At 48.7% G+C, this 26,378-nt stretch carries 28 protein-coding genes and 3 tRNA genes; 9 read left to right on the top strand and 22 right to left on the bottom strand.

Annotated elements, in window-relative coordinates:
* Nucleotides 1-88 precede the first annotated feature (88 nt).
* The 7 genes from ACOBQJ_RS00505 to ACOBQJ_RS00475 form a co-directional block, all read right to left on the bottom strand.
* Nucleotides 89-826, bottom strand: coding sequence for an ATP-binding protein (locus ACOBQJ_RS00505; protein ID WP_421069754.1), 738 nt, complete (start codon nt 824-826; stop codon nt 89-91).
* A 59-nt stretch (nt 827-885) separates the two neighbouring features.
* A complete protein-coding gene (locus ACOBQJ_RS00500) occupies nt 886-1,728 on the bottom strand; it encodes a DnaD domain-containing protein (RefSeq protein ID WP_421069753.1) in 843 nt (280 codons plus the stop codon).
* 75 nt (nt 1,729-1,803) lie between these two features.
* On the bottom strand, nt 1,804-2,493 hold the full coding sequence (locus ACOBQJ_RS00495; RefSeq protein WP_421069752.1) for an HAD hydrolase-like protein: 690 nt from the start codon (nt 2,491-2,493) through the stop codon (nt 1,804-1,806).
* A 53-nt stretch (nt 2,494-2,546) separates the two neighbouring features.
* Nucleotides 2,547-3,311, bottom strand: a complete 765-nt coding sequence (locus ACOBQJ_RS00490) for an ABC transporter permease (RefSeq protein ID WP_421069751.1) — start codon at nt 3,309-3,311, stop codon at nt 2,547-2,549.
* Between the two features lie 2 nt (nt 3,312-3,313).
* Complete coding sequence (locus ACOBQJ_RS00485; protein WP_421069750.1) at nt 3,314-4,060, bottom strand: ABC transporter ATP-binding protein; 747 nt, start codon at nt 4,058-4,060, stop codon at nt 3,314-3,316.
* Nucleotide 4,061: 1 nt separating this feature from the next.
* Complete coding sequence (locus ACOBQJ_RS00480; protein ID WP_421069749.1) at nt 4,062-5,009, bottom strand: ABC transporter substrate-binding protein; 948 nt, start codon at nt 5,007-5,009, stop codon at nt 4,062-4,064.
* A 149-nt stretch (nt 5,010-5,158) separates the two neighbouring features.
* Nucleotides 5,159-6,685 (bottom strand): phosphoenolpyruvate carboxykinase (ATP), encoded by a 1,527-nt coding sequence (locus tag ACOBQJ_RS00475; RefSeq protein ID WP_421069748.1) that lies wholly within the window; start codon nt 6,683-6,685, stop codon nt 5,159-5,161.
* A 334-nt stretch (nt 6,686-7,019) separates the two neighbouring features.
* On the opposite strand from ACOBQJ_RS00475, the gene gap reads away from it, so the two are divergent.
* The gene (gene gap / locus ACOBQJ_RS00470) at nt 7,020-8,030 is read left to right on the top strand and encodes a type I glyceraldehyde-3-phosphate dehydrogenase (RefSeq protein WP_421069747.1); all 1,011 of its coding nucleotides are present in this window, start codon (nt 7,020-7,022) and stop codon (nt 8,028-8,030) included.
* 4 nt (nt 8,031-8,034) lie between these two features.
* Here gap and ACOBQJ_RS00465 read toward each other — a convergent pair whose 3' ends face one another.
* Nucleotides 8,035-8,958 (bottom strand): methylenetetrahydrofolate reductase, encoded by a 924-nt coding sequence (locus tag ACOBQJ_RS00465; protein WP_421069746.1) that lies wholly within the window; start codon nt 8,956-8,958, stop codon nt 8,035-8,037.
* Nucleotides 8,959-8,960: 2 nt separating this feature from the next.
* The gene (locus ACOBQJ_RS00460) at nt 8,961-9,641 is read right to left on the bottom strand and encodes a methylenetetrahydrofolate reductase C-terminal domain-containing protein (protein ID WP_421069745.1); all 681 of its coding nucleotides are present in this window, start codon (nt 9,639-9,641) and stop codon (nt 8,961-8,963) included.
* Between the two features lie 277 nt (nt 9,642-9,918).
* Between ACOBQJ_RS00460 and ACOBQJ_RS00455 the strand changes: the two genes are divergently transcribed.
* Together ACOBQJ_RS00455 and ACOBQJ_RS00450 are read left to right on the top strand one after the other, a co-directional pair.
* Nucleotides 9,919-9,996: transfer RNA gene (locus ACOBQJ_RS00455), tRNA-Pro, on the top strand.
* Between the two features lie 12 nt (nt 9,997-10,008).
* Nucleotides 10,009-10,084 (top strand) — tRNA-Glu (locus ACOBQJ_RS00450).
* Between the two features lie 369 nt (nt 10,085-10,453).
* Here the strand turns inward: ACOBQJ_RS00450 and ACOBQJ_RS00445 are convergent.
* A complete protein-coding gene (locus tag ACOBQJ_RS00445; RefSeq protein ID WP_421069744.1) occupies nt 10,454-10,600 on the bottom strand; it encodes a hypothetical protein in 147 nt (48 codons plus the stop codon).
* A 209-nt stretch (nt 10,601-10,809) separates the two neighbouring features.
* Here ACOBQJ_RS00445 and ACOBQJ_RS00440 point away from each other — a divergent pair.
* Nucleotides 10,810-10,896, top strand: a tRNA-Leu gene (locus ACOBQJ_RS00440).
* A 104-nt stretch (nt 10,897-11,000) separates the two neighbouring features.
* Nucleotides 11,001-11,459 (top strand): CBO0543 family protein, encoded by a 459-nt coding sequence (locus ACOBQJ_RS00435; RefSeq protein WP_421069743.1) that lies wholly within the window; start codon nt 11,001-11,003, stop codon nt 11,457-11,459.
* On the opposite strand, the gene ACOBQJ_RS00430 is transcribed toward ACOBQJ_RS00435, so the two are convergent.
* Nucleotides 11,431-11,613: a hypothetical protein gene (locus tag ACOBQJ_RS00430; RefSeq protein WP_421069742.1), complete on the bottom strand. Its 183-nt coding sequence runs from the start codon at nt 11,611-11,613 to the stop codon at nt 11,431-11,433. The genes ACOBQJ_RS00435 and ACOBQJ_RS00430 overlap by 29 nt on opposite strands.
* A gap of 159 nt (nt 11,614-11,772) precedes the next feature.
* Between ACOBQJ_RS00430 and ACOBQJ_RS00425 the strand changes: the two genes are divergently transcribed.
* From ACOBQJ_RS00425 to ACOBQJ_RS00410, 4 genes are all read left to right on the top strand, one after another.
* Complete coding sequence (locus tag ACOBQJ_RS00425) at nt 11,773-11,919, top strand: DUF1540 domain-containing protein (protein WP_421069741.1); 147 nt, start codon at nt 11,773-11,775, stop codon at nt 11,917-11,919.
* A gap of 99 nt (nt 11,920-12,018) precedes the next feature.
* The gene (locus ACOBQJ_RS00420; protein ID WP_421070104.1) at nt 12,019-12,975 is read left to right on the top strand and encodes a patatin-like phospholipase family protein; all 957 of its coding nucleotides are present in this window, start codon (nt 12,019-12,021) and stop codon (nt 12,973-12,975) included.
* A gap of 199 nt (nt 12,976-13,174) precedes the next feature.
* Entirely contained in the window at nt 13,175-13,480 is a 306-nt protein-coding gene (locus ACOBQJ_RS00415) for an ACT domain-containing protein (protein WP_421069740.1), read from the top strand.
* Between the two features lie 16 nt (nt 13,481-13,496).
* Nucleotides 13,497-14,855 carry a PFL family protein gene (locus ACOBQJ_RS00410; protein ID WP_421069739.1) on the top strand — a complete coding sequence of 453 codons (1,359 nt, stop codon included), beginning with the start codon at nt 13,497-13,499 and terminating at the stop codon, nt 14,853-14,855.
* 94 nt (nt 14,856-14,949) lie between these two features.
* On the opposite strand, the gene ACOBQJ_RS00405 is transcribed toward ACOBQJ_RS00410, so the two are convergent.
* The 11 genes from ACOBQJ_RS00405 to nirJ1 all read right to left on the bottom strand — a co-directional run bounded on the left by ACOBQJ_RS00405 (nt 14,950) and on the right by nirJ1 (nt 26,364).
* Complete coding sequence (locus ACOBQJ_RS00405) at nt 14,950-15,288, bottom strand: phage holin family protein (RefSeq protein ID WP_421069738.1); 339 nt, start codon at nt 15,286-15,288, stop codon at nt 14,950-14,952.
* 123 nt (nt 15,289-15,411) lie between these two features.
* Nucleotides 15,412-15,849: a secondary thiamine-phosphate synthase enzyme YjbQ gene (locus ACOBQJ_RS00400; protein ID WP_421069737.1), complete on the bottom strand. Its 438-nt coding sequence runs from the start codon at nt 15,847-15,849 to the stop codon at nt 15,412-15,414.
* Nucleotides 15,850-16,011: 162 nt separating this feature from the next.
* Nucleotides 16,012-17,739 carry an NADH-dependent [FeFe] hydrogenase, group A6 gene (locus ACOBQJ_RS00395; RefSeq protein ID WP_421069736.1) on the bottom strand — a complete coding sequence of 576 codons (1,728 nt, stop codon included), beginning with the start codon at nt 17,737-17,739 and terminating at the stop codon, nt 16,012-16,014.
* Between the two features lie 63 nt (nt 17,740-17,802).
* Nucleotides 17,803-19,401, bottom strand: coding sequence for an NADH-quinone oxidoreductase subunit NuoF (gene nuoF, locus ACOBQJ_RS00390; protein ID WP_421070103.1), 1,599 nt, complete (start codon nt 19,399-19,401; stop codon nt 17,803-17,805).
* A gap of 213 nt (nt 19,402-19,614) precedes the next feature.
* Nucleotides 19,615-20,103 (bottom strand): NAD(P)H-dependent oxidoreductase subunit E, encoded by a 489-nt coding sequence (locus tag ACOBQJ_RS00385; protein WP_421069735.1) that lies wholly within the window; start codon nt 20,101-20,103, stop codon nt 19,615-19,617.
* A gap of 325 nt (nt 20,104-20,428) precedes the next feature.
* The gene (gene hemL / locus ACOBQJ_RS00380; protein WP_421069734.1) at nt 20,429-21,730 is read right to left on the bottom strand and encodes a glutamate-1-semialdehyde 2,1-aminomutase; all 1,302 of its coding nucleotides are present in this window, start codon (nt 21,728-21,730) and stop codon (nt 20,429-20,431) included.
* Between the two features lie 42 nt (nt 21,731-21,772).
* Nucleotides 21,773-22,228 carry an Lrp/AsnC family transcriptional regulator gene (locus tag ACOBQJ_RS00375; protein ID WP_421069733.1) on the bottom strand — a complete coding sequence of 152 codons (456 nt, stop codon included), beginning with the start codon at nt 22,226-22,228 and terminating at the stop codon, nt 21,773-21,775.
* Nucleotides 22,229-22,253: 25 nt separating this feature from the next.
* On the bottom strand, nt 22,254-22,706 hold the full coding sequence (locus ACOBQJ_RS00370; protein WP_421069732.1) for an AsnC family transcriptional regulator: 453 nt from the start codon (nt 22,704-22,706) through the stop codon (nt 22,254-22,256).
* 3 nt (nt 22,707-22,709) lie between these two features.
* The gene (gene nirJ2, locus ACOBQJ_RS00365) at nt 22,710-23,702 is read right to left on the bottom strand and encodes a putative heme d1 biosynthesis radical SAM protein NirJ2 (protein WP_421069731.1); all 993 of its coding nucleotides are present in this window, start codon (nt 23,700-23,702) and stop codon (nt 22,710-22,712) included.
* A gap of 252 nt (nt 23,703-23,954) precedes the next feature.
* On the bottom strand, nt 23,955-24,929 hold the full coding sequence (gene hemB, locus ACOBQJ_RS00360; protein ID WP_421069730.1) for a porphobilinogen synthase: 975 nt from the start codon (nt 24,927-24,929) through the stop codon (nt 23,955-23,957).
* Nucleotides 24,930-25,188: 259 nt separating this feature from the next.
* Complete coding sequence (nirJ1, locus tag ACOBQJ_RS00355; RefSeq protein WP_421069729.1) at nt 25,189-26,364, bottom strand: putative heme d1 biosynthesis radical SAM protein NirJ1; 1,176 nt, start codon at nt 26,362-26,364, stop codon at nt 25,189-25,191.
* Between the last annotated feature and the right edge of the window lie 14 nt (nt 26,365-26,378).

Below are 26,378 nucleotides of genomic sequence, written 5' to 3'. Positions count from 1 at the left end.
TAAAGGCTCATACAGTCAATTTATTGAGCCCCAGCGGAAAAATAAAGGCCACCATTTAAGGTGGCGATTTAGGACAGTTGCGCCGGTATTAATACTTTAAATCCTTTTCTTTTCGCCTCACCGCGCGTATATCGATGTCGACCGTCAGCCGGTAAGAACTGCACATTTCCAACAGCCTGGATGTCGTCCTTTCTCCCAGGTATTCAGTAATATCGTCAAGTTTAATATTGGTTGTGACAATTACAGGAAGGCGCTGGTTTAAGCGATAATTTATTATGGAATAGATCTTGTTTTTAGTCCATTCCGTGTAGTTATGCGCACCCAGGTCATCCAGTATCAGCAGGGGCACCTGTCTGGCGGTGTCCAGCAGCTGAAATTCAGAAAGGTCGTCAGGGCTCCGGCCAGGGTCATAGGTTGAACGTATCCTGTCCAGCAAGTCGGATACCTCTACAAAAAGCACCAAACGCCCGTGCTTAATTAAAGCGTTGGCAATGCTGCAGGCGAGGTGGGTCTTCCCGCTGCCGACCATACCGGCAAACAACAAACCGTCGGTTTTGGGGTCCTTTAAAAACCTTTGAATAAAATCCCCCGCTGCCCTGTGGGCAATTTTAGCCAGTTCAAGGCAGGAAAGGCCTGTTTCCGGATCAATTACGTCTTTAGGATAATATTTAAAACTAAAAACATCCAGTGAACAGCCGATATACTTTTCCGGCAGGTTCGCATTTTTGATCAGGTTTTTAATTTTCGCCAGTTTCACACAGCCGCAGGGAACGGCGGCCTCTCCTTCAAGTATTATGCCCCGGTCGCCACATATCTCGCAGGCCACAAAGATTTTACCTTCCTTTCTGACAATGATTGCATTGAAATTCGGGTAAATATTTATATTTAACCTTTTCTATACAGCGATCTGATAAAAGCTTTTTCTCTTGAGTCTTTCCCGCCATCCTGCGTTCCATTTGCGGAGCCATCCTGGTTTTTTTTCAGAGCGCCTCTCGCCGAGCGCCGCTTCAGAAAATCACGTTCGTATTCCCCAATAGCTTCAAGCGTTTGGAGGTTGTTCTTTTTCCATTCCATCAGGATGCTGTTAATATATTTAAAGTTGTGCTTTCCTCTCAGCACCGCCCTTTTTAGTGCTTCAATTACAAGAAATGCCTCCACTTCTCCCGCCCATTGCTGAATTTGGTCCACTTCTATAGGAGACAGCGGCCTGCCGAATTCCTTTTCAAATGTGGAAACTAATCCTGTAGGTTTGTCACGTAATTTTATGTTTAAAAAATCATGGTCCAGGGCAGCCGCTTTGATCAGATTTTCCGATTCCGCAATTTCTCTGGCCCTGGTACTGGCCCATACGTCTGAAACTTTTAGAAACAGCGGCTCGAAATCATATCCTTCGAATATCACATTATTCTTTTTATTGTAGTATTCACTGACTGCAATAATATCTTTTTCCAACAAGTCAGCCAGTTCTTTTTTTATCCTGGCGGGATTTGTCTCCATGACCTCGGCGATTGCCTCCGGGTCCGGGTAGTATTCCTTTTCTTCCACTTTAAACCTGATTAAATGGATCAGGAGTATCATTTGAAAATCAGTGATGCCAATACGGCTGTAAACCTTAATCAGCGTATTGGGAACAGATGTAAACCCCTCCAGTACCAGGTCGGCTCCAAAGGTTGCGGTTATGTTAACTTTATGGTCGCATTTTATAATATTTTCGTTGCCTTTCGTCATAAGATCCGGCCTCTTCCTTCTGTCACTTTCTTATTTTATGGCATATGCCGTAACTTTGTCCACCTGAAGTATTTATTAACAAATTATACTCAGCACGTCCAGCAGGCTGTCAACATTCACATGACCCCCGATGGGTTCTTCGTCTTCGTAGTCCCACGTGTGAGGATGATATATATAGATACTTTTAAAGCCCGCCCTGAGAGCCGGGTTTACATCCGACTTCATGCTGTTGCCGACAACCCAGGATGACTGTGGTGTGAGCCGCTGCTCCAGGGCTATTTGCCGGTAGGCGGCACAATTTTTTTCAGACAGCACATAAATCTTTTTGAACCAGCGCGCCAACCCGCTTTGTTCCAGCCTGGCTTCCTGAACTGACAGCTCTCCCCGCGTTGCCAGATAGAGCGGGTACCTGCGTTGCAGGCTTTCCAGGACCATGCCCGCGTCTTTAACCGGTTCCGCGGGCTGTTCGTAAACCTGCCAGCCCAGGTCCTCGATCTCTTTTTTCAAGGCCAGGTCCATTTCGCGGTTGAAAATTTTACAGTAATATTCGTATGTTTCGCCCAGGGCGCGCGGGAAGCATTCTTTGAAAAAGCCGCCGCACTGCCTGACATTCCTTATATCATTCCGGTTGAGGACCTCCAGCGCTTCCTCTGCCGGGAAGTCCAGGCACGACATTATGCCGGCGAACTTTTCCTTGGCGGCATTAAAATGGATGGTGGTCTCAACCAGTGTATCGTCAAAATCAAACAGGACACCGCATTTCAAATGCCTCTTCCCCCCCTATTAACGCAGGTCCTCTTATCCATGTGCGCCTGATTTTACAGAAACTCCCACGGGCAAATCTTTTTTTCCAGCCAGTCCAGGAAAAGATAGAGGACAAAACCCATAATTCCCATGGCTATAATGCCGGCGAACATGTCGTTCCATTCCAGTCTCGCCCACGCCTCCATCACAAAGTACCCTATACCGCCATACCCCCCGGTGTTGGCAACAGTTTCAGAAAAAAACAGGATTGCAATCGCAGTGCCCAGGCTTATTCTAAGCGCGGTTAATATTTTTGGCAGGCAGGCCGGAAAAATAACGTGATAGTAAATCTGGCGCCGGCATGCCCCCAGGGAAAGCACTGAATCGACCATACTTTTACTGACCTGCCTTGACGCGTCCCTGGTTGTGACAAGGATCTGAAAAAACACAACAATCCATATCAGAAATATTTTTGACAGGTTGCCAAGCCCCATCAGGGTAACAACGAGAGGCAGGAATATTATTTTTGGCACCGGGTAAGTCAGGTAAATAAGCGGCGCCGCGAATCGGTCAAGACTTTCCACGTGGCCCAGGACCATTCCCAGCAAAACAGCGGGAAGAAGCGCCGTCACCAGGCTTACCAGCACTCTGGCGGTGCTTACCAGAAGGTGCTGTCCCAGGTCTTTGCCGAGTTCCTGGCCGAAAGCCGCCAGGGCTGTCCAGGGACCGGGGAAGTAGGGTCTATTTAACCAGAGTGAGGTTATCTCCCAGATTATTAACAGGATGAAGATGGCGATAATATAATCGTTTATTTTTTTTAAATTATTGTTTTTAGGCAACCTCAGGCACCTCTCTCGATCATCTCGCGGACCAGTGAGCAGCGCTGGTAAAACAAGGGCTTGTTCCGGTAACTGTGGTCGCCCATTTCATTGTTTTCAACAACGTTCAAAATCCTGCCCGGGCTTTTAGAGAAAATCAGTATTTTTTGGCCCAGGAAAACCGCCTCCTCAATACTGTGCGTAACCAGCACTATGGCGGCCTTTTTTTTCTTCCAGAATTCCAGCAGGGTGTCCTGAAGGGCTTCCCTGGTCAGGGCGTCAAGGGACGAAAATGGCTCGTCCATCAGGAAAAGGTTGGGCTTCAGGGTGAGAGAGCGGGCTATGGCCACCCGCTGGCGCTGCCCGCCGCTCAACTGGGCCGGATAGTGATATCTGAAATCCCAGATTCCCAGTTCGGTCATTGCCTCCTTGACGGCAGCATACTTGTCATCGCGGGAAACACCCCTGATTTCCAGGCCCAGCGAGGTGTTTTGGAAGGCGGTCTTCCATGGCAGGAGACCGTAATCCTGCAGGATTAAAGCGGTTTCCCGCCTGTTTGGGCGCACGGGCTCATTATTGATGGAGACAGACCCCCTGTGTTGTTTCATCAGGCCGGCCAGCACATATAAAAGGGTGCTTTTACCGCAGCCGGACGGCCCGATAATGGCGCATGTCTTTCCATCAGACAGGTCGAAGTCTACATCACTAAGGGCGACTAAGCGGCTGTTTTTATTTTGGTATACCACTTCAAGATCTTCAACTTTGATCATGCTATCTGGTGGGGAGAAGATCCGTCCGGGCCAGATCCTCATAAGTAAAATGCGTTTTTATCAGTCCCTTGGACGACATCCAGCTTACAACCCGGTCTACCTGTTCTTTTTCCGGAAGCCTGGGCGCAGGGTAGTGATCCATGGTAAAGACTTCAACCGCTTCTTTCGGCACGCGGGCCTTTTCTATCAGCAGATCTTTGAAAGCAGCCGGGTTATCGTTTATATCCTTTGCCGCCCTGGCATACGCGTTTAAGAATTTCTGCACGGACTTACTATTTTTATCCAGGTATTTGTCACTGAAGTATATTACTGTCTGGGACAGGTTCGAAGAAGTATCGTCCAACACCAGCCGGGCGCCTTTGCTTTCAGCCAGGGCTGCCTGGGGATCGGGAAGACAGGCGGCCTTTATTTTATTTTCCATCAACAGGTTATACCGGACCGGTATTTTCGGTATGGCTTCTTTTTTTATTTCATCAGGCTTTAGACCGGCGTCTTTTAAAAGATTGTCAGTCACATATTCAATTATTGAGTTTGTTGATATTGACACAGGTATATTTATCAGCTGGTCCGGCCTGGTGATGCCGGATTCCGGTGAAGATAGGACAGCAAACCTTCCTTCCCTTCCTGTTTCACCAAGGGCCAGGGACACTATCTTGACAGGCGCGCCGCTGTTGTTCAGAGCGGCAACCGCCAGGATATCCCCCAGGGCGCCGTCGACCTCGCCGGCCTGAATAGCGCTGTCTCTTTCCACTGCGCTTTCGAAAACCACCAGCTCAACATTTATACCCTCATCGTTCAGGTAACCTTTTTCTAAAGCTGCATAGAAAGGCAGGGATTCAACATTCGGCAGCAGGCCGATTTTCATCCCGGAAGACTTTTCCCCGGCGCAGCCGCTGACGGCAAGCAGTATCAGCACCGCAGCCAGGCACAAATATTTTTTTATCGGCATAGCACTCTTACCTCCCATTTTACGATAAACAATAATTCAACTTTATGTCTCCCTCTTCCTGCTCTCAAGTGTAAAAAACAAAAATGGCCTTTTAAGAGTACTATGGAAAGAAGAAACGGCCTTATCAGGCCGTTTCTTCTTTCCATAATTTATTTTATTGCCTCAACAATTTCGTCTTTCAGACCTTTATACTTATTCAGCCAGCAAAGTCGTTCCGCGCGGAGTTTTGAAACCCGGTCCTGATAATCCGACTTATCGAAATAGTTAATTGGGTTATATCTGGCAATGTCGATCTCCGGCATCTCCACCGGTACCAGGTAGTGCCAGTCAGGGTCAACGGCCCACCTGATATCGCCTTTGGCAATGTGTTTCATTAAGGCAGTCGATATTTTGATAGAGATCTTTTCACCCGGCATTTTACCGCCCTTGCCGACGCTTCCGGTGTTTAACAGGTAGCATTCAATATCCGGGTTCTTTCTGAGAATGCTCAGAAGCCTGTTCCCTTCCTCGGATTCCTTGCCGATCATGAACGGATTTGTCCCCACCTCGCGCTTTGATTCTCCGGCGCGTGTCGGGTCTCCGGCGGAAGTCTCAATTGACTCGCCCAGCATGAAGTATGCCGCTGCCTGTTCGGGGTTTAGTTTAGCCACTGTTGGAATAATGTCGTCTCTCCTGGTGATAAAAATGATCCGGTTGGCCTTGTCCAGGTCAATTCTGTTGTCCGTGTCGGCCACTTCGCACCTTTTAATGACCGCCCGGCCGTTGGAAGTAAGCTCAGAGTTGGTGAAGTCCACGCTGCCGTCTTCAAAAACCTTTACGTTTTCCAGGATAGCGTTGGGGGATATGGCGGCGTCGTACAATACTTTCTGGGTTGGCTCCAGCCCCTCTGTCTTAATATAAAAACCGTTTTCAGTGCCGAAGCAGTATCCCCTTTCGTCCATCATAACCATATCGTCCTGCCTGATAAAGACTGTCTCCTCGCCCGTCAGCCCGTGGTCGTGGATGGTAAGAGAAGTCTTGCCTGTCCCGCTCAGGCCAAACAGGATAAAGCCGATATCCTCCAGGGCGCCTTTGGCGGTACGGACTCTTAAGACCTTGCTTCCCGCGTGAAAACCAAGTCCGCCCCGTTTTTTCCACATATATAACGCCATTCTTAAAAATGATTTCTTTACTTCACCGAAATAGTCAGTGCCGAGGATAAAGGTTATGCCGGCTTCCGGGTGCACAAAAATAACCCGCTCCGGCCATTCCGGCACATAGACGCTGATCAGATCCGGCTCAGATTTCGTCAGGTCAGGATCGAAAAGCATGTTGTACCACATAAACGGGATGCGGGCATATTCCTTTGTAATGTATAATCTGCAATTCAGGTCGAAGCTTGGGTTATTGCCAAGTTTTCGGGTCAAGCTGATTACTTCTTTTTTTCTCAGGTATTCATAAACCCTGGACGCTATTTCTTTTTCTTTGGACAGCGGAATTCCGTGCTGGTCCACCCCCAGGTAGTCACCGTCGAGTATGTAGGTGCTTTTGGCGCTCCGGTTCCTTACCTTTGAAATGAAGCTGGCACTGCCGAAACATGTAGTTTTCTCTTCCGGGCTGGCCATTTCCCTCAACTGTTTCAGGCTCGGGTTAACAATCATTTTTGAGGCTTGAACCGGCTGAATAAAAGGATGCATGATGAGTCTTCCCCCCAAAATTTAATACATAATTCTGGATTATAGCATTATGAATTCAGTATACAGGATTTTGAATAAAATACAATGCTATTAAGACTCATAATTATCCATTCAAGCGTCATTTTTGACCACTCGGGTAATATTGGGACATAATAATATTATTTTATTAAAACATATTTATTTTTTTTGTATATAAATTTCGACTAAAAATGTTATTATTTATTAATAGTTCTTACAGGCAAAACCTGCCATCATTTATTACCATATTATTTCAATAGTATATCTCTATTTCATTGGGCAGTCTAAAATATTAAGAACAGGAGGTATTTTTCTTATGGCGCTAAAGGTAGGAATTAACGGTTTTGGCCGGATAGGCAGAAATGTTTTCAGGGCGGCTATGGACAGTAATGAAATTGAAATTGTGGCTGTTAATGACCTTACCAATGCCTGTACTCTCGCCCACCTGCTGCAGTATGATTCCGTGCACGGGACTCTTGAAGCTGAAATTTACGCCAACGAAGAAAGGGAATTCAGGGTAAACGGCAAAGACATCAAGGCTTTCGCTATACCGGACCCAGGCGCCATCCCGTGGGGCGAATATGGCGTTGAGGTGGTGATCGAATCCAGCGGCCGCTTTACTGACCGGGAAGGGGCCTCAAAACATATGAACGGCGGCGCTAAGAAAGTCTTAATCAGCGCCCCCGCTAAAAATGAAGATATAACGATAGTGATGGGTGTTAATGAGGATAAATATGATCCGGAAAAACACCATATAATTTCAAATGCTTCATGCACCACAAACGGCCTGGCGCCGGTTGTCAAGGTCATACACGATAAGTTTGGCGTGGTGCGCGGTCTAATGACTACAGTCCACTCTTACACCAATGACCAACAAATTTTAGATCTGCCTCACAAGGACCTCCGGCGGGCGAGGGCCGCGGCGATGTCCATTATTCCGACAACCACCGGCGCGGCAAAAGCTGTTGCGCTTGTAATACCGGAGCTGAAAGGAAAACTGAACGGGCTGTCCATGCGTGTTCCCACACCTAATGTTTCCGTTGTGGACCTGGTGGCGGAACTGGCAAAACCGGCTTCAGTAGAAGAAATAAACGGCGAGCTAAAAAATGCCGCGTCAGGACCGCTAAAGGGCGTCATGCAGTTTTGCGAACTGCCCCTGGTGTCACGCGATTTCAACGGCAACCGCCACTCATCAATAGTGGACAGCCTGTCGACAATGGTTGTGGACGGCATTCTGGCAAAGGTCGTGGCGTGGTATGACAATGAGTGGGGATATTCAAACAGGGTCGTGGACCTGGCTGCCTATATCGGCAGGCGGTGGAGATAACTGATTACTGGCGCCGGCACAAGCCGGCGCCTTTTACAATTTCAGGCACTGCTTCTTCCCAGGAAATAGCCATGATATGGAATCCGGACAGGCCTTTAATATTTTCACTTATAAACCTGATTTGTTCTTTACAAATCGAGATTCCTTCCGCTTTTGGATCCGGGGCGTCCGTCAGCCGCCGTACTATATCCTCCGGCACTGTGATTCCCGGCACGCAGGTCTGCATGAACCTGGCGGCGCGCCCACTTTTAAGAGGCGTGACTCCAGCCAGGATATAAGCTCTTTCGTGGATTCCGCGCTCCACACATAACTCCATGAACCGGGCAAACCGTTCCATGTCATAGATACACTGGGTTTGAATGAATTCAGCCCCGGCGTTTATCTTTTTCTCCAACCGGTCGACCTGGTATTCAAACGGGTCTGCAAACGGGTTGGCCACCGCTCCGATAAAAAATCTCGGCTCGTGTTCTTTTATTGGCTCCCCGGAGAAGAACAGCTTTTCATCCCGCATTCTTCTTGTAAGCTGGATCAGCTGGACTGAGTCTATATCATACACATTTTTAGCCGTCGGGTGGTTGCCGAAGACCTGGTGGTCTCCGGACAGGCAGAGCACATTTTTCAGCCCAAGGCTGTAAGCGCCGAGCAGATCGCTTTGAATGGCAATCCTGTTCCGATCCCGGCAGGTTATTTGAATAACTGATTCAAGACCGCTGTTCTGAATATGCAGAGCCGCGCTGATACTGGACATGCGGACGACAGCAGACTGGCAGTCGGTAATATTGGCCGCGTCCACATAGCCCCTGAGCATATCGGTGTGCCCTATTATTTTTTCCGGCGATGAATGTTTGGGCGGCCCGATTTCCGCTGTCACAGCGTGCAGGCCGCTTCTTAATATTTTTTCAAGGTTGCTGCCACCTGATTTCAGCATTTTTATATGTCCTCCCTGGTCATCCTGCGCGGCCCGCCATCACGTGCTTTGGACCAGTCCTTTGGCGGCGCGACTGTTTTCAGCAAATCCAGCCTGCCCTGCTCCTCCAGGCGCTTACAGATTAAGTCCCACGCGCAGTCAAGCTCTTTGTCTATCTCGCATTTGCCGTCTTGGGCGCCGCCGCACGGTCCGTTTAAAATGCTCTTCGGACAGCGTGTGACCGGGCAGATACCGCCGGTCAGGTGAATTGTACAGTCTCCGCACAGGCTGCACTGCTCTTCCCATATCCCCTGTTGTTTTGAACCACCGACGAACCTTGTATTCATAGCCGGTATTACATATTTATCCCTGTATCTATCAGCCAGGTACTGCGGCCCCACCCCGCAGGCCATGGAAACAACCGCGTCGGAGTCTCTTACCATATCCCCCAGGCTTTCAATAAATTCGGGGTCACACTGGCGGGTGACGGTAAAAGTTTTTATATTAACTGGTTTTCCTTCCAAACGGCGTTTAATCCGCAGTGCGCTGGCCAGTATTTCGCTTTCCTTTTCGCCGCCGGTCAGGCATACCGTAACACAGCTTCCGCATCCGAGCAGGAGAATGTTTTTACAGCCTTCAAGCAGTCCCGCTATTTCGGACAGCGGTTTTTGCTCCGCTATGATCACCGGTCCACCTTCTTCCAAACTTTATAAACTATATCTTGCTTTTTCTACAAACGAGACCTTTATTCCTGCAGTTATCTGAATTTACCTGTTGTTTCAATTTTTTGTGCACGAGGCAATAAAAAAACATTTTTCTGTATAATATGTTTTTAAACAGTACATAATATGGATACTCCGCTTTGGTGAGTTCTATCTCTCCCCGTCCAGCGCAAGCTGGACATTTTTTTTGTTTGCTGCGCCCCAGTTATAACTTGACGCGTTTTTCCGGGTAAGTTATAATTCTATTTGTATGATTTTGCGGGATGTAGCGCAGTTTGGCTAGCGCGCTTGCCTTGGGAGCAAGAGGCCGGGGGTTCGAATCCCTCCATCCCGACCATCCTGAAGTCCAGGCCCCATGGTCAAGCGGTCTAAGACACCGCCCTTTCACGGCGGTAACCCGGGTTCGAATCCCGGTGGGGTCACCAGTTTTATAGACACGGCGCGACGATTGTCGCGCCTTTTTTTTATATCGCGGCTATACTTTAGTATAGCTTCTTTTGTCCTAAAATTGGTACTGAAGTACCATATATTAACATATCTATTCCTGCTAATATATTTATGGAAACGAAGGCAAGCATAGGAGAACTATGCATTGTGGACTGAATGCAATGACACAAAATATAATAAATTTTGTCTGCCGGAAGTGATATTTTTGAAATGGGTGCTGATGTTTTTAATTCTAATCGCAATTTATATTATTCTTAATCCATCATTTAGAACAGATCTGGGTTACCTCATACAATATATGTATCTGGTTTTCAGGTAACATAGATACCCGAAAAGCCAGACTGGTTTCATACACTGGGCCGGTTTGTACCTGTAACCTTATTTTTGTTTTTTATATTATGTGCCCTGCCGGTGTCCCATAGTTCCTGGTATCCGTTTTTCGTAGTTTCATTGTTCCCGCATGATTTCTGGTTTCCTTTTTTCATTTTATTCATATATTTCTCCCTCCTCAGCATAATTATTTCCCTGGTTTTCTGATTCTATTTCTAATTTTTAAAATTATGATGCCGGCAGGATACTCATTATTCCTTCCTTTTCCCTGCCGCACAGTATTTTTCAGCATCCGGAATTATTGACAGGCAGCATTTCATTATGCTATATTTATAAAGCGGCTTGCGAGCTGTGGTATTGAAAATTTTAACATGCGGCAGTGGCGGAATTGGCAGACGCGCAAGATTCAGGTTCTTGTGGGCGTACGCTCGTGGGGGTTCAAGTCCCTTCTGCCGCACCAAACATCAAAAAAAGTACAGGTTTCTACAAAAGAAACCTGTACTTTTTTTATGGATAATAACAACACTAAATAAACAAATTAATAAAAAACTACTAAGGAGTAAAATGCACCACTTAATTCTTGCGGCGGTCAGCGCAGTAATCACAATATGTTTACTTAAAGAAAAAGTCACAAAAATGTGGAAAGGAGGCGCAATAGGTGTCGGGATAATGCTGTTCGCCGACAGCCTTAATATTAAGCTTAATTATTACAGCTACCCGGAAGGCATACTATATTTCGGAGCGATACCGGTGTTTCACACCGTCTATATTTATTTAATCTCGATACTGTTTTTAAACTGGAATCCCAGGTCCTGGGGGCGAAGGATACTTTATACTATATATTTCTCGGTGCTCCTATTGGCTTTAGAGGCAGTAATGTTCAGCGCCGGCGCCATCGAATACCACAACTGGAAGATTACGTACAGCTATTTCGTACTTATCGGCGGGCTTTTACTGATGTCTTACCTGTATGATATTGTTACCGGGAACAATTCTACCAGGACACAAACAACCGGGCAATAAAATAGGTTACCGCAGCCAGGCAGATACTGTAGCCAAAGACCACTTCAAACTCAGTGTCATCACTTTCCAGCCAACTAAGAATATAATCAACGATATTGCAACACCCAGTCCCTGTCTTCATGAAGCTATCATCTTCGTTCCATGTTCTTTCCATGGTTAACCCTCCCCGCTCGTACATATGTTTGCTTATATACTATCAGCGAACTGGTGTTCTGTCAACATCGTTTTTAATAATAGCTGGAATATTTTTATTAGAATTGTAGAACTCTATTAGTCGCTTAAAACTTTTTGAAATACTAAGGAGGTGGTGCAGATGCCGCAAATAAAGTGCACTGTTACAGAATGTAATTTCAATAAAGATGTACTGTGCAGCGCCCCGATGATTGAAGTCACACGCAATCACATTGAACAGGCAGTAAAGTCGGATCAAACCAAGTGTGAAACTTTTAAGAAAAAGTGACAAAAAGGACCAGCCGAAAAAATTTGGCTGGTTCTTTTTGACTGTAACGTTTTAAAATCCCCCCCAATATTTTATATCCGGGGGTGATTGAAATTGACAATGCTCGCTGATGGTATATTCGAAGGGGGCGGTGTAAAAGCCTTTGCCATGCTTGGCGCCCTCTATGAGGCTGAGAAAAGGGGCTATAACTGGGTTAATGTTGCCGGCACATCCGCCGGGGCTATTATTGCTTCTTTTGTTGCCGCAGGCTATACCGCCTTGGAAATCAAGGAACTGGTGTGGAGCCTTGATTTTAAAAAGTTCAGGGACAAAGACTGGATCGGACAAATACCTTATTTAGGACCGGCCCTCAGGCTCTGGTTTAAAAACGGCCTGTACAAAGGCGGTTTCCTGGAAAATTGGGTCAGAAAAATCCTGGCCGCGAAAGGTATTCATACTTTTAAGAACCTTGTATTGAAAGAATTTGAAAACGACAGCAAATGCCGTTACAAACTTGTTGTTATTGCGACTGATGTATCCAGGGGCAGGCTGCTGAGGCTGCCCCACGATATTAAAGATTACAATATCAAACCGGACGACCTTGACGTTGCCTCAGCAGTGAGGATGAGCGCAAACCTGCCGTTTTTTTACGAGCCGTACACCCTGCCATATTTCGAAAACAAAAAAAACAAAAAATACAGTTACATCATAGACGGAGGGGTTTTAAGCAACTTCCCGGTCTGGATATTTGACGGGGATGACACGCCGCCCTGGCCTACTTTCGGCTTCAAGATTATAGAACCGGACAGTGTAAATCCCATGCGTATCTACAATCCCTTTGACCTGTTCAAGGCTACGCTTACGACCATGCTGGAAGCGCACGACAGGCTTTATGAGCTGGACCCCAGGAGTATGGTCCGCACCATTCCTATCACCTCGATGGGGATCAAAACGACCGACTTTGACATTATTGAAAAACAAAAGGAAGACCTTTTCATATCAGGCGTGAACGCAGCTGAAAGCTTCTTTGCAAGCTGGGATTTTGACAACTTTAAAATGCGCTATTACCAGCCCTGATAGAATATAATTCAACCGGTATGAGCCCCTCCCGCCTTCAGTTTTTTATAGATTAAAAGCCGTCAAAAAGGTTTGACATTTCCCTGTCTCAAAGTTAATATTATTTCATGTTAACTTCCTTTGGACCCATGAGTAAATCTTTTTGGAAACGTGAAGCTGCGAGACAGCTTTAATTTTTTTACAAGGGGGACAGCCGCCCATGCTTTCAAAAATAAAAAAGGAAGATCCTAAAGGCAACAGGATCATCGTTACCGTTATTGGCCCGGACAAGGTCGGTATTATTGCCGGTGTGGCACAGGTGCTCGCTTCCAACAAAATTAACATACTCGATATAAGCCAGACCATCCTCCAGGAATACCTGGTGATGGTAATGGTGGCGGATATGAGCGAAAGCACCAAAGACATGATTGACCTCAAGGACAAACTTGCTGAGAAAGGCCGGGAAATCGGCGTCAGGATAGACGCCCAGCACGAAGACGTGTTCAGTTTCATGCACAGGATATAACCGGGAGGTTTTTTTTATGCTCACTTTGCAGGAAATCATCGAAACAATTAATATGGTCCAGGAGGAGAACCTGGACATCCGCACTATTACCATGGGCATCAGCCTGCGGGACTGCTCCGACCCGGACCCTCGCGCGGCCAGGCAAAAAATTTACGACAAAATTTGCAGGCTGGCGGGCAATCTGGTCGAAACAGGCGAAAACATCGAAAGAGAATACGGCCTCCCTATTGTGAATAAAAGGATATCTGTGACGCCGATAGCTGTTGTGGCGGAAAGCAGCCTTACAGATAACTTTACCGGCTTTGCCATGACCCTTGACAAGGCGGCGGAGGCGGTCGGGGTTAATTTCATCGGCGGCTTTTCAGCCCTGGTGCACAAGGGTTTTACCAACGCCGACCACAAGCTGATCGACAGCATCCCGGAGGCGCTGGCCGAGACCGGACGGGTTTGCTCATCAGTCAACGTGGCAACAACCAAAGCTGGTATAAACATGGACGCCGTGTACAGGATGGGACAGGCTGTAAAAAAGACAGCGGAACTTACGGCTGACAAAGACGGACTTGGCTGCGCCAAACTGGTGGTATTCGCCAATGTGCCCGAAGATAATCCTTTCATGGCAGGAGCTTTTCACGGGATAGGTGAGCCTGAATGCGTTATTAATGTGGGGGTGAGCGGCCCCGGCGTGGTAAAAAAAGCAGTTGAGACAGTGGGAGACGGGGACTTCGGCCTGCTGGCCGAGACCATCAAAAAAACTGCTTTCAAGATTACCCGGATGGGAGAGCTCGTCGGACGCACCGCGGCCAGCAAGCTGGGTATCCCTTTCGGCATTGTTGATTTGTCGCTGGCCCCGACCCCGGCCATCGGAGACAGTGTGGCTGAGATACTGGAGTCGATGGGACTGGAACGCTGTGGGACGCACGGGACCACGGCCGCGCTGGCGCTCCTGAACGACGCCGTGAAAAAAGGCGGGGCTATGGCTTCATCTTACGTGGGAGGCCTTTCAGGCGCCTTTATTCCAGTCAGCGAGGACGCCGGCATGATCAAGGCGATAGAAGCCGGGTCGTTAACCCTTGATAAACTGGAGGCCATGACCTGCGTTTGCTCGGTGGGCCTGGATATGATCGCGGTACCGGGTGACACCTCCGCCGAGACCATTGCGGCAATTATTGCAGACGAGGCTGCGATTGGCGTTATAAATAAAAAGACAACCGCTGTGCGCTTGATCCCGGCCATAAACAAAAAAGTCGGCGATTACGTGGAATACGGCGGCCTCCTGGGCAGGGCGCCCGTAATCCCGGTGAAACCGTTTTCATCGGCGGCGTTTGTCCGCCGGGGAGGACGCATTCCCGCCCCAATCAGCAGCCTTACCAACTAGCAAACCTGTAATAACAAAACCTTTTTCTGTCCGGTGATTCCGGCAGGAAAAGGTTTTTTAAATAAAACAATGTTATTTTTTATTGAAGAACAGTTTAATCTTTCACCAGAAAGCTAATCACAGAACTGATGACTGTTATAAGCAGGGCTCCCAGGAAAGCGGCGCCAAAGCCCTGGACAGTAAAGCCTTTTATGATAGAACTGACCAGCCACAACATTAAGCCGTTTACGACCAGGGTAAACAGGCCCAGCGTCATAATGTTAAGTGGAAGGGTAACCAGAAGAATAACCGGGCGGATCGTGGCGTTCACCAGGCCCAGAAGAATGGAACCCACTATCGCACCTATAATTGTAACATCAAACCCTGGAATTATATAAGCTGCAACAATGATCACAATTACATTGATTATCCATCTTACCATCCAGTGCGACACTGCATCTACCTCCCCTCTCAAAAACTATCACATAAATATTTTAGTATATTCATATTAAATTTATCTTACAGGGGGATTAACTTTTTGTAAATATTTATCGAATCACCACTTTTAAAATTTATTTTATTCTTCTATAACTTTTATGAGGACTTTCCTCTGCCGGGGCCCGTCGAACTCGCAGAAGTAAAGGCTCTGCCAGGTGCCCAGGACAAGCCTGCCGCCGGTGATAAATACCGACAGGGATACGCCAAAAAGCGAGGATTTAATGTGCGCCGCCGAATTGCCTTCCATATGCCTGTACCCGTCGTTTAAAGGCACAATCTTGTTCAATTCCATCAGTATGTCCTCAGTCACGGCCGGGTCGGCGTTCTCGTTGATAGTCAGCCCGGCGGTGGTATGCAGGGTAAAGATCCGTGCTGTGCCCTCCTTAACGCCGCTCTGCGACACTATGCGCTCCACTTCGGGTGTAATGTCGACAAAATGGCTTCTCTGCCGCGTCTGCACCTCTATTGTGAATATTTTTACGCTCAAGGCCCTCATCTCCCTTGATTTGATTTCCATATTTTTTATAACACCTGGTTAATGGGCTGTCAAATGGCAGGTGTGAAATGAAACGTGGGAAGCGAGAATTGCATGGTCCTTTAATTGCCTCCTGGGTACAGGGTACATAAAAATATTAAGGTCCCTTTCCAGTTATGGAAAGGGACCTTAATTAATAAGTTATTACTTGTTCACACCTCTCGGGGTGTATTTGGTGTGCAGCAGTTCGTGGGACTTGTGGCCAAGAGGCTTCTCGAGGAACTCCTCGTAGAGCTTTGTGACAGCCGGGTTCTCATGGGACTTGCGCAGCACCATGCGCTCGTCCTCGGTATAAGTGGCGTCGATCCTCTTCTGGCGGATTTCCGTGTTGGTCGGAATTGGTGACCCGCCGCCGCCGATGCAGCCGCCGGGGCAGCACATGACTTCGATGAAGTGGTAGTCAGCTGTGCCGGCGCGGATCTTGTCCAGGACCTTGCGGGCATTGCCCAGGCCGTTGGTGATGGCCACTTTGACCGGCAGGTCGCCCACCTGGACGGTGGCTTCTTTTACGCCGGTAAGGCCGCGGCATACTTCGAAGTCAATGTTTTCGAGAGTCTGTCCGGTAACAACCTCATATACAGTCCGCAGCGCAGCTTCCATAACACCGCCGGAAGCGCCGAAGATTTCGCCTGCGCCGGTGGAAATTCCAAGGGGAGCGTCATAGTCTTCTTCAGGCAGGTTGGATGCGTCAAGGCCGGCCTGCTTGAACATTCGTCCCAGTTCGCGGGAAGAGAGGACCACGTCTACATCCTGGTAACCGCTGCTGAACATCTCAGGCCGCTGGCACTCATATTTCTTGGCTGTGCACGGCATGATTGATACGCAATAAACGTCGGCCGGGTCTACGCCCGCCTTTTGTGCCCAATAGGTTTTTGCCAGTGCGCCGAACATCTGCTGCGGCGACTTGCAGGTGGACAGGTGAGCAAGCAAGTCCGGGTAGAAATGTTCAATAAATTTAATCCAGCCGGGGCTGCAGGAGGTGATCATAGGCAGGGTGCCGCCGGTGGTCACGCGCTGCAGCAGCTCATTGCCTTCTTCCAGGATGGTCAGGTCAGCTGTAAAGTCGGTGTCAAACACCTTGTCAAAGCCAAGGCGGCGCAGACCGGCAACCATTTGCCCGGTAAAGATGCTGCCCGGCTCCGCTCCAACCGCTTCACCAAGCTGTACCCTGGTGGCAGGCGCAGTCTGGACGACAACGTGCTTCTTGGGATCGGCCAGCGCGGCCCAGACTTTTTCTGTTTCATCCTTCTCAACAATAGCTCCGGTCGGGCAGACCAGTGAGCACTGGCCGCAGTTGACGCACTCCATGTTGGCCAGCTTTTCGTTGAAAGCAGGCGCGATCAGGGTGTCGAAGCCCCTGTTTTCAGCGCAGAGAGCTTGCACGGTCTGAACGTTGCTGCACACTGAAACACAGCGGCGGCATAGCACGCACTTGCGCGGGTCTCTTTGAATGGACGGGCTGGAGTCATCAATCGGGTACTCGGTCTTGGCGCCGTCAAAGCGAACATCTTTAATACCGAACTCTTCCGCCAGTTTCTGCAGTTCGCAGTTCTGGTTACGGGCGCAGGTAAGGCATTCCTGCGGGTGGTCGGAAAGGATTAATTCAAGGATCAGTTTGCGGGCCTTGATCACTGCCGGTGTGTTTGTTTTAACAACCATGTTCTCGGCAACCGGAGCAACGCAAGCCGGAATAAAGGTCCTGGCCCCCTGCACTTCTACCATGCAGATACGGCAGGCCCCAATTACGTTCAGGTCTTTATAATAACAAAGCGTCGGGATCCTGGCTCCCACTTTTTGAGCGGCTTCAAGAATCGAAGTCCCTGGCTCAACCGCTACTTTCTGATTATCAATTGTTAAATTTATCATTTTCACTTTTTCCCTCCAAACTCCCGTATTTTTCTACATACCGTTTTCAAAAAGCTGCGGGAGCGGCTTTTATTCCTTAAACTCGCAGACGTTGCATGCACACTTCTTGTCCTTGATGTGCTCCTCGTACTCGTTCCGGAAGTACCTTATTGTGCTGAGAACGGGGTTGGGAGCAGTCTGGCCGAGGCCGCACAGCGCAGTTGCTTTGATCGTGGTAGCAAGCTCGATCAGAAGCTCGATGTCGCCTTCTTTGCCCTTGCCGTTGCTGATGTTGTCAATAATTTCGTACATCCGCTTGGTGCCGATCCGGCAGGGGGAGCACTTGCCGCAGGACTCGTCAACAACGAAATCGAGGAAGAACTTGGCGATGTCAACCATGCAGGTGTCTTCGTCAAGGACGATCATACCGCCGGAACCCATGATTGCGCCCAGGGCTCCGAGGGAGTCATAATCGACAGGAGTGTCCAGGTAATCGGCAGGAATACAGCCGCCGGACGGACCGCCGGTTTGGACGGCTTTAAAAGCTTTCTTTCTGGGGATGCCGCCGCCGATTTCAAAGACGATTTCCCTTAAAGTGGTGCCCATCGGAACTTCGATAATACCGGTGTTGTTAATTCTGCCGGCCAGGGCAAATACCTTGGTGCCTTTGCTCTTCTCAGTGCCGATGGCCGCATAAGCGTCAGCGCCCTTAAGAATGATTTCCGGAATGTTTGCCCATGTTTCAACGTTGTTAAGAACGGTCGGCTTGCCCCAAACTCCGGCGTTGGCCGGGAACGGAGGCCTTGGCCTCGGCTCGCCGCGCTTGCCTTCGATGGACGTAAGCAGGGCGGTTTCTTCGCCGCACACAAATGCGCCGGCGCCGATCCTGATCTCAATGTCAAAGTTGAAGCCGCTGCCTAAAATATCTTTACCCAGCAGTCCGTTTTCACGGGCTTTCTGGATAGCATAGTCCAATCTTTCAATTGCCAGCGGATATTCCGCCCTTACATATACATAACCCTGCTCGGCGCCGATAGCGCGGCCGCAGATGGCCATACCCTCAATGACGCTGTGCGGGTCGCCTTCCAGGACGGACCTGTCCATGAATGCGCCCGGGTCGCCTTCGTCACCGTTGCAGACAACATATTTTGGTGACCCGCTGGCAGATGCTGTGAATCCCCACTTCATGCCGGTGGAGAAACCAGCGCCGCCGCGTCCGCGCAGGCCTGATTTTTTGACCTCTTCGATAATTTCCGCGGGCTGCATTTGGGTGAGAGCTTTACCAAGGGCCGCATACCCGTCGTTGGCAATAAAGTCCTCAATCGATGTGGGATCAATATAGAAGTTGTTGCGGAGCACGATCTTTTTCTGTTTTGCGAACAGGTCTATATCATCGACCTTGGGAGTAGGTTCTTTCGCGCCGGGTGACCTGTACATGAGACGCTGTACAAGGTTCCCCTTCATGATGTGTTCCTCAACAATCGCTTCGGCATCCTTAGGCTTCAGCCTGCGGTAGAAGGTTGCGTCAGGATACACGATTGCAACCGGGCCCATATCACAGGGGCCCATGCAGCCGGTAAGAATGATCTGCACCTGGTCAGCGATACCGTTTTTGCTGAGGGCTTCCTTCATGGCGTCTACTACATCCAGGCACTTGGAAGATATGCATCCCGCGCCGCCGCACATCATTACGTGTGCTTTTTCAGTTGCGGACGGAACTCCCTCGCGAATTTTAAGGGCTGCCCGCCTGCTTTCCTTTATCTTTGCCAGTTCGTCCAAAGACTTCACTTAATTACACCTCCGTTTAAATCCTCCAGCCAATTCTGAAGATATCCCTGGTCATAAAGATTAACTGATTGAATTACTCAATAAACGGGATATCAAGTAGGATTTCCATTATTACTATGCGTACTGCTCAAGCACCGCGGGAATAAGTTCTGGCTCAAGACGGCCGTGGACGTCTTTGCCGTCTATAATCATTGCCGGCGCAAGACCGCATGCTCCGATACAGCGCACGATCTCAAGGGTGAACCGGCTGTCGGGAGTAGTCTGGCCTGGTTTAATATCCAGCAGATCTCTGAGAGTTTTGGTAACCATTTTAGTTCCCTTCACGTAGCAGGCTGTACCGGCACACACGCTGATCTTATGCCTGCCCCTGGGAATCAGGGAGAAGAACGCATAGAAAGTAATAACCCCGTAAACTTCCTGAAGAGATACCCCCAACCCTTCTGCTATTTGTACCTGGACCCATTTGGGAAGATATCCTACAAGATTCTGGGCCTTTGTAAGCACCTGGATTAATCCGCCGGGATTACCTCTGTACGGATCAATAATCTTATCTAGTTTTTTGGTTAATTCATCTCCACCACAATTGCTCGCACATGCTACCACAAGTCTGTACCTCCCTTGCTTAATACCTTAAAGTCTTACACCGCTAAAAAACTACAAAGCTGAACTCAAAAAGCTACTTTTGCCTCAATCCACCTCCTCCCACACTTAAGAGATAAAATATATTTAAGCTCCTAAACAAATATTAACCAGAAGGATTCTGTAAAAATGTTAATATTCCTTCTGGAAAAACTTCTGTATTAAAAAAAATACTTAATAAAATTAAATTTTTAAAATAAAGGTTTTTATGGTTAGAAATTATCTAATAATTGCAAGAATTTAATTCATTTTTATATTTTAAATGATAAACAAAATTGGAAAAATATCTTTAATACTTTTTGATTAAGTGTATTGATTTCCTGGCTGATGCCAATGTGTATACAATATCATTATCACTATGAGCGGTGGATATAAAAGCCGCCTCATACTGGGAAGGCGCGATATATACGCCGCATTCAATCATCGACTTAAAAAAGGACTTGAAATACTCAGTGTTTGACAAACATGCGGTGGCAAAATCGGTTACTTTGCCGCCGGTAAAGAAAGCGCTGAGCATGGACCCTACCCGGTTTACGCTCAAGTCTACCCCTGCCTCCGAGGCTGATTCTTTCAGCCCGTCCTCCAGCATTGCCGCCTTCCTATCCAAGTCATTGTAAATACCCGGTTGTTTTAATATTTCCAGGGTGGCTATACCGGCGGTAACCGCCAGAGGGTTTCCGGATAATGTTCCGGCCTGGTATACCGGCCCGGCCGGAGAGACGTGCTCCATTATTTCTTTTTTCCCGCCGTACGCGCCTACTGGAAGACCTCCGCCAATAACCTTGCCCAGGGTTGTAAGATCGGGAGTAACGCCATAAAGTTCTTGCGCCCCCCCGTATGATACCCGGAAACCGGTCATTACTTCGTCAAATATCAAAAGGCTGCCATAACTGCTGGTAATTTCCCTCAGGCCTTCCAGAAAACCCGGCGCGGGAAGAACAACACCCATGTTGCCCGCCACAGGCTCAACAATAACAGCGGCGATATCTTCTCCAACTTTTTCAAATATCTCTTTCAGCTTATCTATGTTGTTATAGTCAGCTGTTATCGTATTAACAGCTGTTTCAGCGGGCACCCCGGGACTGGTGGGAACTCCCAGCGTAAGAGCGCCTGATCCCGCTTTTATTAATAAAAAATCGGCATGGCCATGATAACAGCCTGCAAACTTTACTATTTTATTTCTTCCGGTGTAACCACGGGCCAGCCTCAACGCGCTCATTGTGGCCTCGGTGCCGGAGTTTACCAGCCTTAGCATTTCGACTGACGGCACTGCTTCAATAACCATGGAGGCCAGTATTGTTTCAAGCTCGGTTGGCGCCCCAAAACTGGTCCCGGTATCTTTTAAGCACCGCTCCAGCGCCTCAATAACACGCGGGTGACGGTGCCCCAAGATTAGAGGTCCCCAGGACCCCACGTAGTCTATGTATTCATTGCCGTCTTCATCATATATTTTCGAGCCCTCGCCTCTTTTAATGAAAACTGGGTTTAAACCCACCGATTTAAATGCCCTTACAGGGCTGTTGACGCCGCCCGGTATGTACTTCAGCGCTTCATTGTACAAAGATATGGACCTGGCATAGCCTTTATGCATTTTTTATTTATCCCCCTTTAAAATCAATCAAGGTTTTTTATTTCATTCAAAATAACGCATGCTGATTTTTTTTAGCTCGGCGGTGCTGAACAAAAGATCGTATTTTTTAATACCAACGGCCTGTGAAATAAATCCGGCAATTTTGGCGCACTCCTCCCTGGAGCGCCCGTGCACCATGGTAAAAAGGTTGTACGGCCAGTTGGGAAAGCGGGGGCGCTGGTAGCAATGGGTAACTTCCCTGAATCCCGCCATTATGACGCCAATATCATTTACCCTTTCGTCTGGAACATCCCAAACGACCATGGCGTTGGCCTTAAAGCCCAGGTCCTGGTGCCTTACAGCCGCGCCGAAACGCCTGATAAAACCGTTTTCAATTAAATACCTGACCCGGTCTATCAGCTCTTTTTCGGTCATGTTCAGCCTGTCGCCGATTATTTTATAGGGACGGACTGCCAGGGGCAGCCCGTTTTGCAGTTCTTTAATAATTTGCCTGTCCAAACCTGAAAGCATACAGACACCCCGATTAAAGTTCAAAGTTTACTCTTATTTTAAAAAGCTTTTGCGCCGGGAGGTTTAAAACATCTTTAATGCCGGTATCTCTTTTAATTTTAAATATAATTTCGTCAAGTTCTTCTTTAGACGGGGCCGTGACCGTAAACCACATGTTGAAATCATGCTCTCTCAAATAATTGTGAGTGACACCGGGATGCGAGTTAACCACGGCGGCGACCTCATCTATCCTATTTTTATCAACCTTCATGGCACAGAGAGTGCTGTGGTAGCCCATCATTCCCGAATCAAATATGCCGCCGAGGCGTCGTATCAGCCCGCTGTCGATCATATGCCTGAGCCTTGCCAGCACGTCTTCCTCGGTTATGCCCAGCGCCTCCCCGATTTCCCGGTAAGGTTCAGGCGACAGCGGGAAATCTGCCTGGATCAGGTTGAGCAGCTTCTTGTCAACTTGATCAGTCTTCATAATTTAATAGCCCTTCCGCCCCTGGTACAGGCACCATGGCTCCTCCGCCATGTAGTCATTATGGTAATAATAAGCCCGGGCCCGGCAGCCGCCGCAGATTTTTTTATAACCGCAGGCGCCGCAGCCGCCGCTGTATTTCTCCGTACGCAGGTTATTAAATATTTCCGAATTGCGCCAGATATCTCCAAAAGGTGTTTCGCGGACATTTCCGGCGGATATGTTCAGGTACGCGCAGGGCTGGACTATTCCTTTGGGGCTGATTATGCAGTAAGATATTCCAGCCAGGCACCCCTTACTGAAACGGGTCTTTATTCCCAGCTGTGAAGCAATCCTCATAAATTGGGGCGCGCAGGTGGGCTTGAGCTCTATTTTTGTTTCAACCTGCTTTTTCATGATCCTGTGCAGAAGTTCTTCGTACTGTTCGGCCCTCAGTGATTCCGCTTCGATATCAACCGCCCTCCCCGTGGGCACCAGGAAAAATATGTGATGCCCGATGGCCCCGATTTCCACCGCCAGGTCTGTCAGTTTTTCCACCTCGTCCATATTCCAGTCCATAACAGTCGTATGGATCTGAAAAGGCAGGCCAGCCTCCCGGCACGCAGCCATGCCGTCTAAAGCTCCCTGCCAGGCGCCGGGGGTAGCCCTGAACTGGTCGTGTTTTTCAGCATCAGTGCTGTCCAGGCTGATGCCCATGGCCATCGCCCCTGATTCCTTCAGTTTCTGCGCAACCTTACCGGTAATAAGGGTACCGTTAGTGCCAAAGACAGGCCTGAGTCCTCTTTCCCTGGCGTGGCTTACCAGTGTGAAGATATCTTCACGCATGAGCGGCTCGCCGCCGCTGAAGATCATTATCTTGAAGCCGGCTTCGGCAATCTGGTCGATCAGCGCCTTCCCTTCAGCAGTGTCCAGTTCATCCGCCGCTTTGGCGCCCGCGTCGCGGTAGCAGTGCTTGCAGTACATGTTGCACGCGTTGGTTGTGTTCCAGGAAATAATCAAAAATTTATCCCCCCTTATTCAGAAGTCGGTGGTCAGAGGTCAGATGTCAGAATTTAAGTCGGATTTATCTGAGCATTTAATCGGGAATTATATAATTCCCTATCATGTTTCATCCCGCAGTAATTAGCTTTGCTTTTGTAGGGTCGGATTTATCCGGCCATTGTGCGGCTGAAGCCGCACCTACAGGTGGCGTTTCCCCATTCCGTAATCTATAAAGTGGTTTTTTCTTTTCCGACGTCTGACGTCCGAAGACTAATCTTGCAGCCACTTGGCTGCTTCTCTGGCGTGGTAGGTGATCACAATATCGGCGCCGGCACGCTTGATGCCGGTCAGTATTTCCATCACGATACGTTTTTCATCAACCCAGCCGTTATTGGCTGCTGCCTTGACCATGCTGTATTCCCCGCTGACATTGTAGGCCGCTACGGGGAAGCCGAATTCATCCCTGACCCGCCTTATAATGTCCATATAGGCCAGGGCAGGCTTAACCATAACAATGTCCGCCCCTTCTTCTATGTCTAGCCGGACCTCGCGCAGCGCCTCGTCCGAATTGGCCGGGTCCATCTGGTATGATCTCCTGTCACCGAATTTGGGAGCTGAATCAGCCGCGTCCCTGAACGGCCCGTAAAAGGCCGAGCAGTATTTGGCTGAATAAGCCATGACCGGTATGTTGACATAACCATTTTTATCAAGGGCTGTGCGTATGGCGCCCACCCTGCCGTCCATCATATCGGAAGGTGCTATTATATCAGCCCCGGCAGCGGCGTGCGACACCGCGGTCCTTGCCAGCAGCTCAAGGGTGGGGTCATTCATAACGTAATTATCCAGAATAATGCCGCAGTGACCGTGATCCGTATACTCGCAGAGGCAGAGATCAGTGATAACCGTCAGGTCCGGGTACTCTCTTTTGACCGCCCGCACTGCCTGCTGGATGATGCCGTCCTCGGCATATGCCCCGGAGCCGGCTTCGTCTTTTTGGGCCGGCAGGCCAAAAGGAAGTATGGCGGGTATTTTTAATTTTACTATCTCTTCAAGCTCCCTGAGCAGCATGTCCACAGAATATCGGTATATACCGGGCATTGAATCTATGGGAAAGGACTGTCCGCTGCCGTGGCAGACAAAGACAGGGTAGACCAGGTCGTCCACAGACAGGCTGTTCTCGCGAACCATGCGGCGTATGTTTTCATTAATTCTTAACCGCCTCGGCCGCTGTTCAGGAAATGGCATGCATAATCCCTCCAAAAACTAAATATTTATCACAGGATTTAGAATATTATTAAGATCTACTGGATTAATAATGAACTAAATAATGCACTTACACAGGATTAACAAGATTATCAAGATTTGCAGGATTAAATAATAAATTGGAAATATATTTATACAATATTACAATAATTTTAAAAATCATTATATATATTAATTTTATTTAGATTATTTAATCTTGTTAATCCTCTAAATCCTGTTAATCTTGTGAAAATTGTTTTTTTTAACTTAACCCGATCTCTTCGTCGGTCAGATAGCAGGCGGGGTCCGACGCCCAGAAATCTCCTGTTACCGCCTCAGCCCTGGCCCTGAAATTCCCGTTGCAGACGTCCAGCCACCTGCAGGCGGCACAGCGGCCCTTGAGCAGGGGCTTGCGGTTTTTCAGGCCGGCCAGGACCGGCTGTGTGGTATCCGTCCAGATGTCACCGAACTTCCTTTCCCTGACGTTGCCGAAGGTGTGGTTCTGGGTGAACTGGTCCGGGTGTACGTTGCCGTACCAGTCAACGGCGCCTATGGCTATGCCGGTCCGGTTGCCGCCGTTCAGGCGCAGCAGCTCCAACACCTGCCTGGCCCGCTCCGGGTCTTTTTCTTTTAGCTTCAGGTAAATATAAACTCCGTCCGCATGGTTATCAACTGTTAAGATTTCTTTTTGCAGGCCGCGCCTGTGAAATTCCATGGTGCGTTCCATGATCAGGTCCAAAGCCTGGCGGGCTTCTTCTCTGGTAACGTCCTCGTCCACCATCTTGCTGCCCCGGCCGGCGTAAACCAGGTGGTAAAAACATACCCTGGGTATATTCTCTTCTTCAATAAGATCGAAGATGGCGTTCAATTCACTGTAATTATGCCTGTTTATAGTAAAGCGCAGCCCGACTCTCTGGCCTGCCTCCCGGCAGCTCCTTATCCCTGCCAGGGCAGCTGCAAAGGCCCCCTCGCGGCCGCGAAAACGGTCGTTGTTTTCACCGATACCGTCCAGGCTGACACCAATATAGCCTATACCCAGGTTCTTTAATGATGCGGTCAGCTCACGGTTCAACAGTGTACCGTTAGTCGAAATGGTCGGCCTGATCCCCTTGCTTTTCGCGTGGGCCGCCAGGGTCATCAGGTCTTCCCGCAACAGCGGTTCCCCGCCTGAAAAAAGGATCACCGGCACCTTAAATTCAGCCAGGTGGTCGATAAAACGCAGCGCTTCTTTGGTGTCCAGCTCGCCTTCGTATTTTTTTGACTCGGAGTTTGAATAACAGTGGATGCATTTAAGGTTGCAGGTACGGGTGCTGTTCCAGACGACTACCGGGCCGTGTCCTGCAAACGCGCCGTTGACCTGCCCCACTGAATTCTGGCTGTAGCGCAGCGAGTCACCAAAGTATTCTGTATCGCATAATAGCTTGGTCACACTGATCATTCCATCTCACACCT

The organism is Pelotomaculum propionicicum (assembly GCF_048984525.1).
GTDB classification, from domain to species: Bacteria; Bacillota; Desulfotomaculia; order Desulfotomaculales; family Pelotomaculaceae; genus Syntrophopropionicum; species Syntrophopropionicum propionicicum_A.
This window is presented reverse-complemented; position numbering and strand designations above follow the sequence as displayed.

Bases quoted from the DNA above. Each gene is read 5' to 3' on its own strand.
- hemL (WP_421069734.1), bottom strand. From the start codon at position 21,730: ATGCATAAAGGCTATGCCAGGTCCATATCTTTGTACAATGAAGCGCTG.
- ACOBQJ_RS00485 (WP_421069750.1), bottom strand. From the start codon at position 4,060: ATGATCAAAGTTGAAGATCTTGAAGTGGTATACCAAAATAAAAACAGC.
- hemB (WP_421069730.1), bottom strand. From the start codon at position 24,929: ATGCCATTTCCTGAACAGCGGCCGAGGCGGTTAAGAATTAATGAAAAC.
- ACOBQJ_RS00400 (WP_421069737.1), bottom strand. From the start codon at position 15,849: ATGGAAATCAAATCAAGGGAGATGAGGGCCTTGAGCGTAAAAATATTC.
- ACOBQJ_RS00435 (WP_421069743.1), top strand. From the start codon at position 11,001: ATGCACCACTTAATTCTTGCGGCGGTCAGCGCAGTAATCACAATATGT.
- ACOBQJ_RS00445 (WP_421069744.1), bottom strand. From the start codon at position 10,600: ATGAATAAAATGAAAAAAGGAAACCAGAAATCATGCGGGAACAATGAA.
- ACOBQJ_RS00420 (WP_421070104.1), top strand. From the start codon at position 12,019: ATGCTCGCTGATGGTATATTCGAAGGGGGCGGTGTAAAAGCCTTTGCC.
- nuoF (WP_421070103.1), bottom strand. From the start codon at position 19,401: ATGATGTGCGGCGGCGCGGGATGCATATCTTCCAAGTGCCTGGATGTA.
- ACOBQJ_RS00465 (WP_421069746.1), bottom strand. From the start codon at position 8,958: ATGCTGAAATCAGGTGGCAGCAACCTTGAAAAAATATTAAGAAGCGGC.
- ACOBQJ_RS00415 (WP_421069740.1), top strand. From the start codon at position 13,175: ATGCTTTCAAAAATAAAAAAGGAAGATCCTAAAGGCAACAGGATCATC.
- ACOBQJ_RS00475 (WP_421069748.1), bottom strand. From the start codon at position 6,685: ATGCATCCTTTTATTCAGCCGGTTCAAGCCTCAAAAATGATTGTTAAC.
- ACOBQJ_RS00500 (WP_421069753.1), bottom strand. From the start codon at position 1,728: ATGACGAAAGGCAACGAAAATATTATAAAATGCGACCATAAAGTTAAC.
- ACOBQJ_RS00480 (WP_421069749.1), bottom strand. From the start codon at position 5,009: ATGCCGATAAAAAAATATTTGTGCCTGGCTGCGGTGCTGATACTGCTT.
- ACOBQJ_RS00370 (WP_421069732.1), bottom strand. From the start codon at position 22,706: ATGAAGACTGATCAAGTTGACAAGAAGCTGCTCAACCTGATCCAGGCA.
- ACOBQJ_RS00410 (WP_421069739.1), top strand. From the start codon at position 13,497: ATGCTCACTTTGCAGGAAATCATCGAAACAATTAATATGGTCCAGGAG.
- nirJ1 (WP_421069729.1), bottom strand. From the start codon at position 26,364: ATGATCAGTGTGACCAAGCTATTATGCGATACAGAATACTTTGGTGAC.
- ACOBQJ_RS00425 (WP_421069741.1), top strand. From the start codon at position 11,773: ATGCCGCAAATAAAGTGCACTGTTACAGAATGTAATTTCAATAAAGAT.
- ACOBQJ_RS00430 (WP_421069742.1), bottom strand. From the start codon at position 11,613: ATGGAAAGAACATGGAACGAAGATGATAGCTTCATGAAGACAGGGACT.
- gap (WP_421069747.1), top strand. From the start codon at position 7,020: ATGGCGCTAAAGGTAGGAATTAACGGTTTTGGCCGGATAGGCAGAAAT.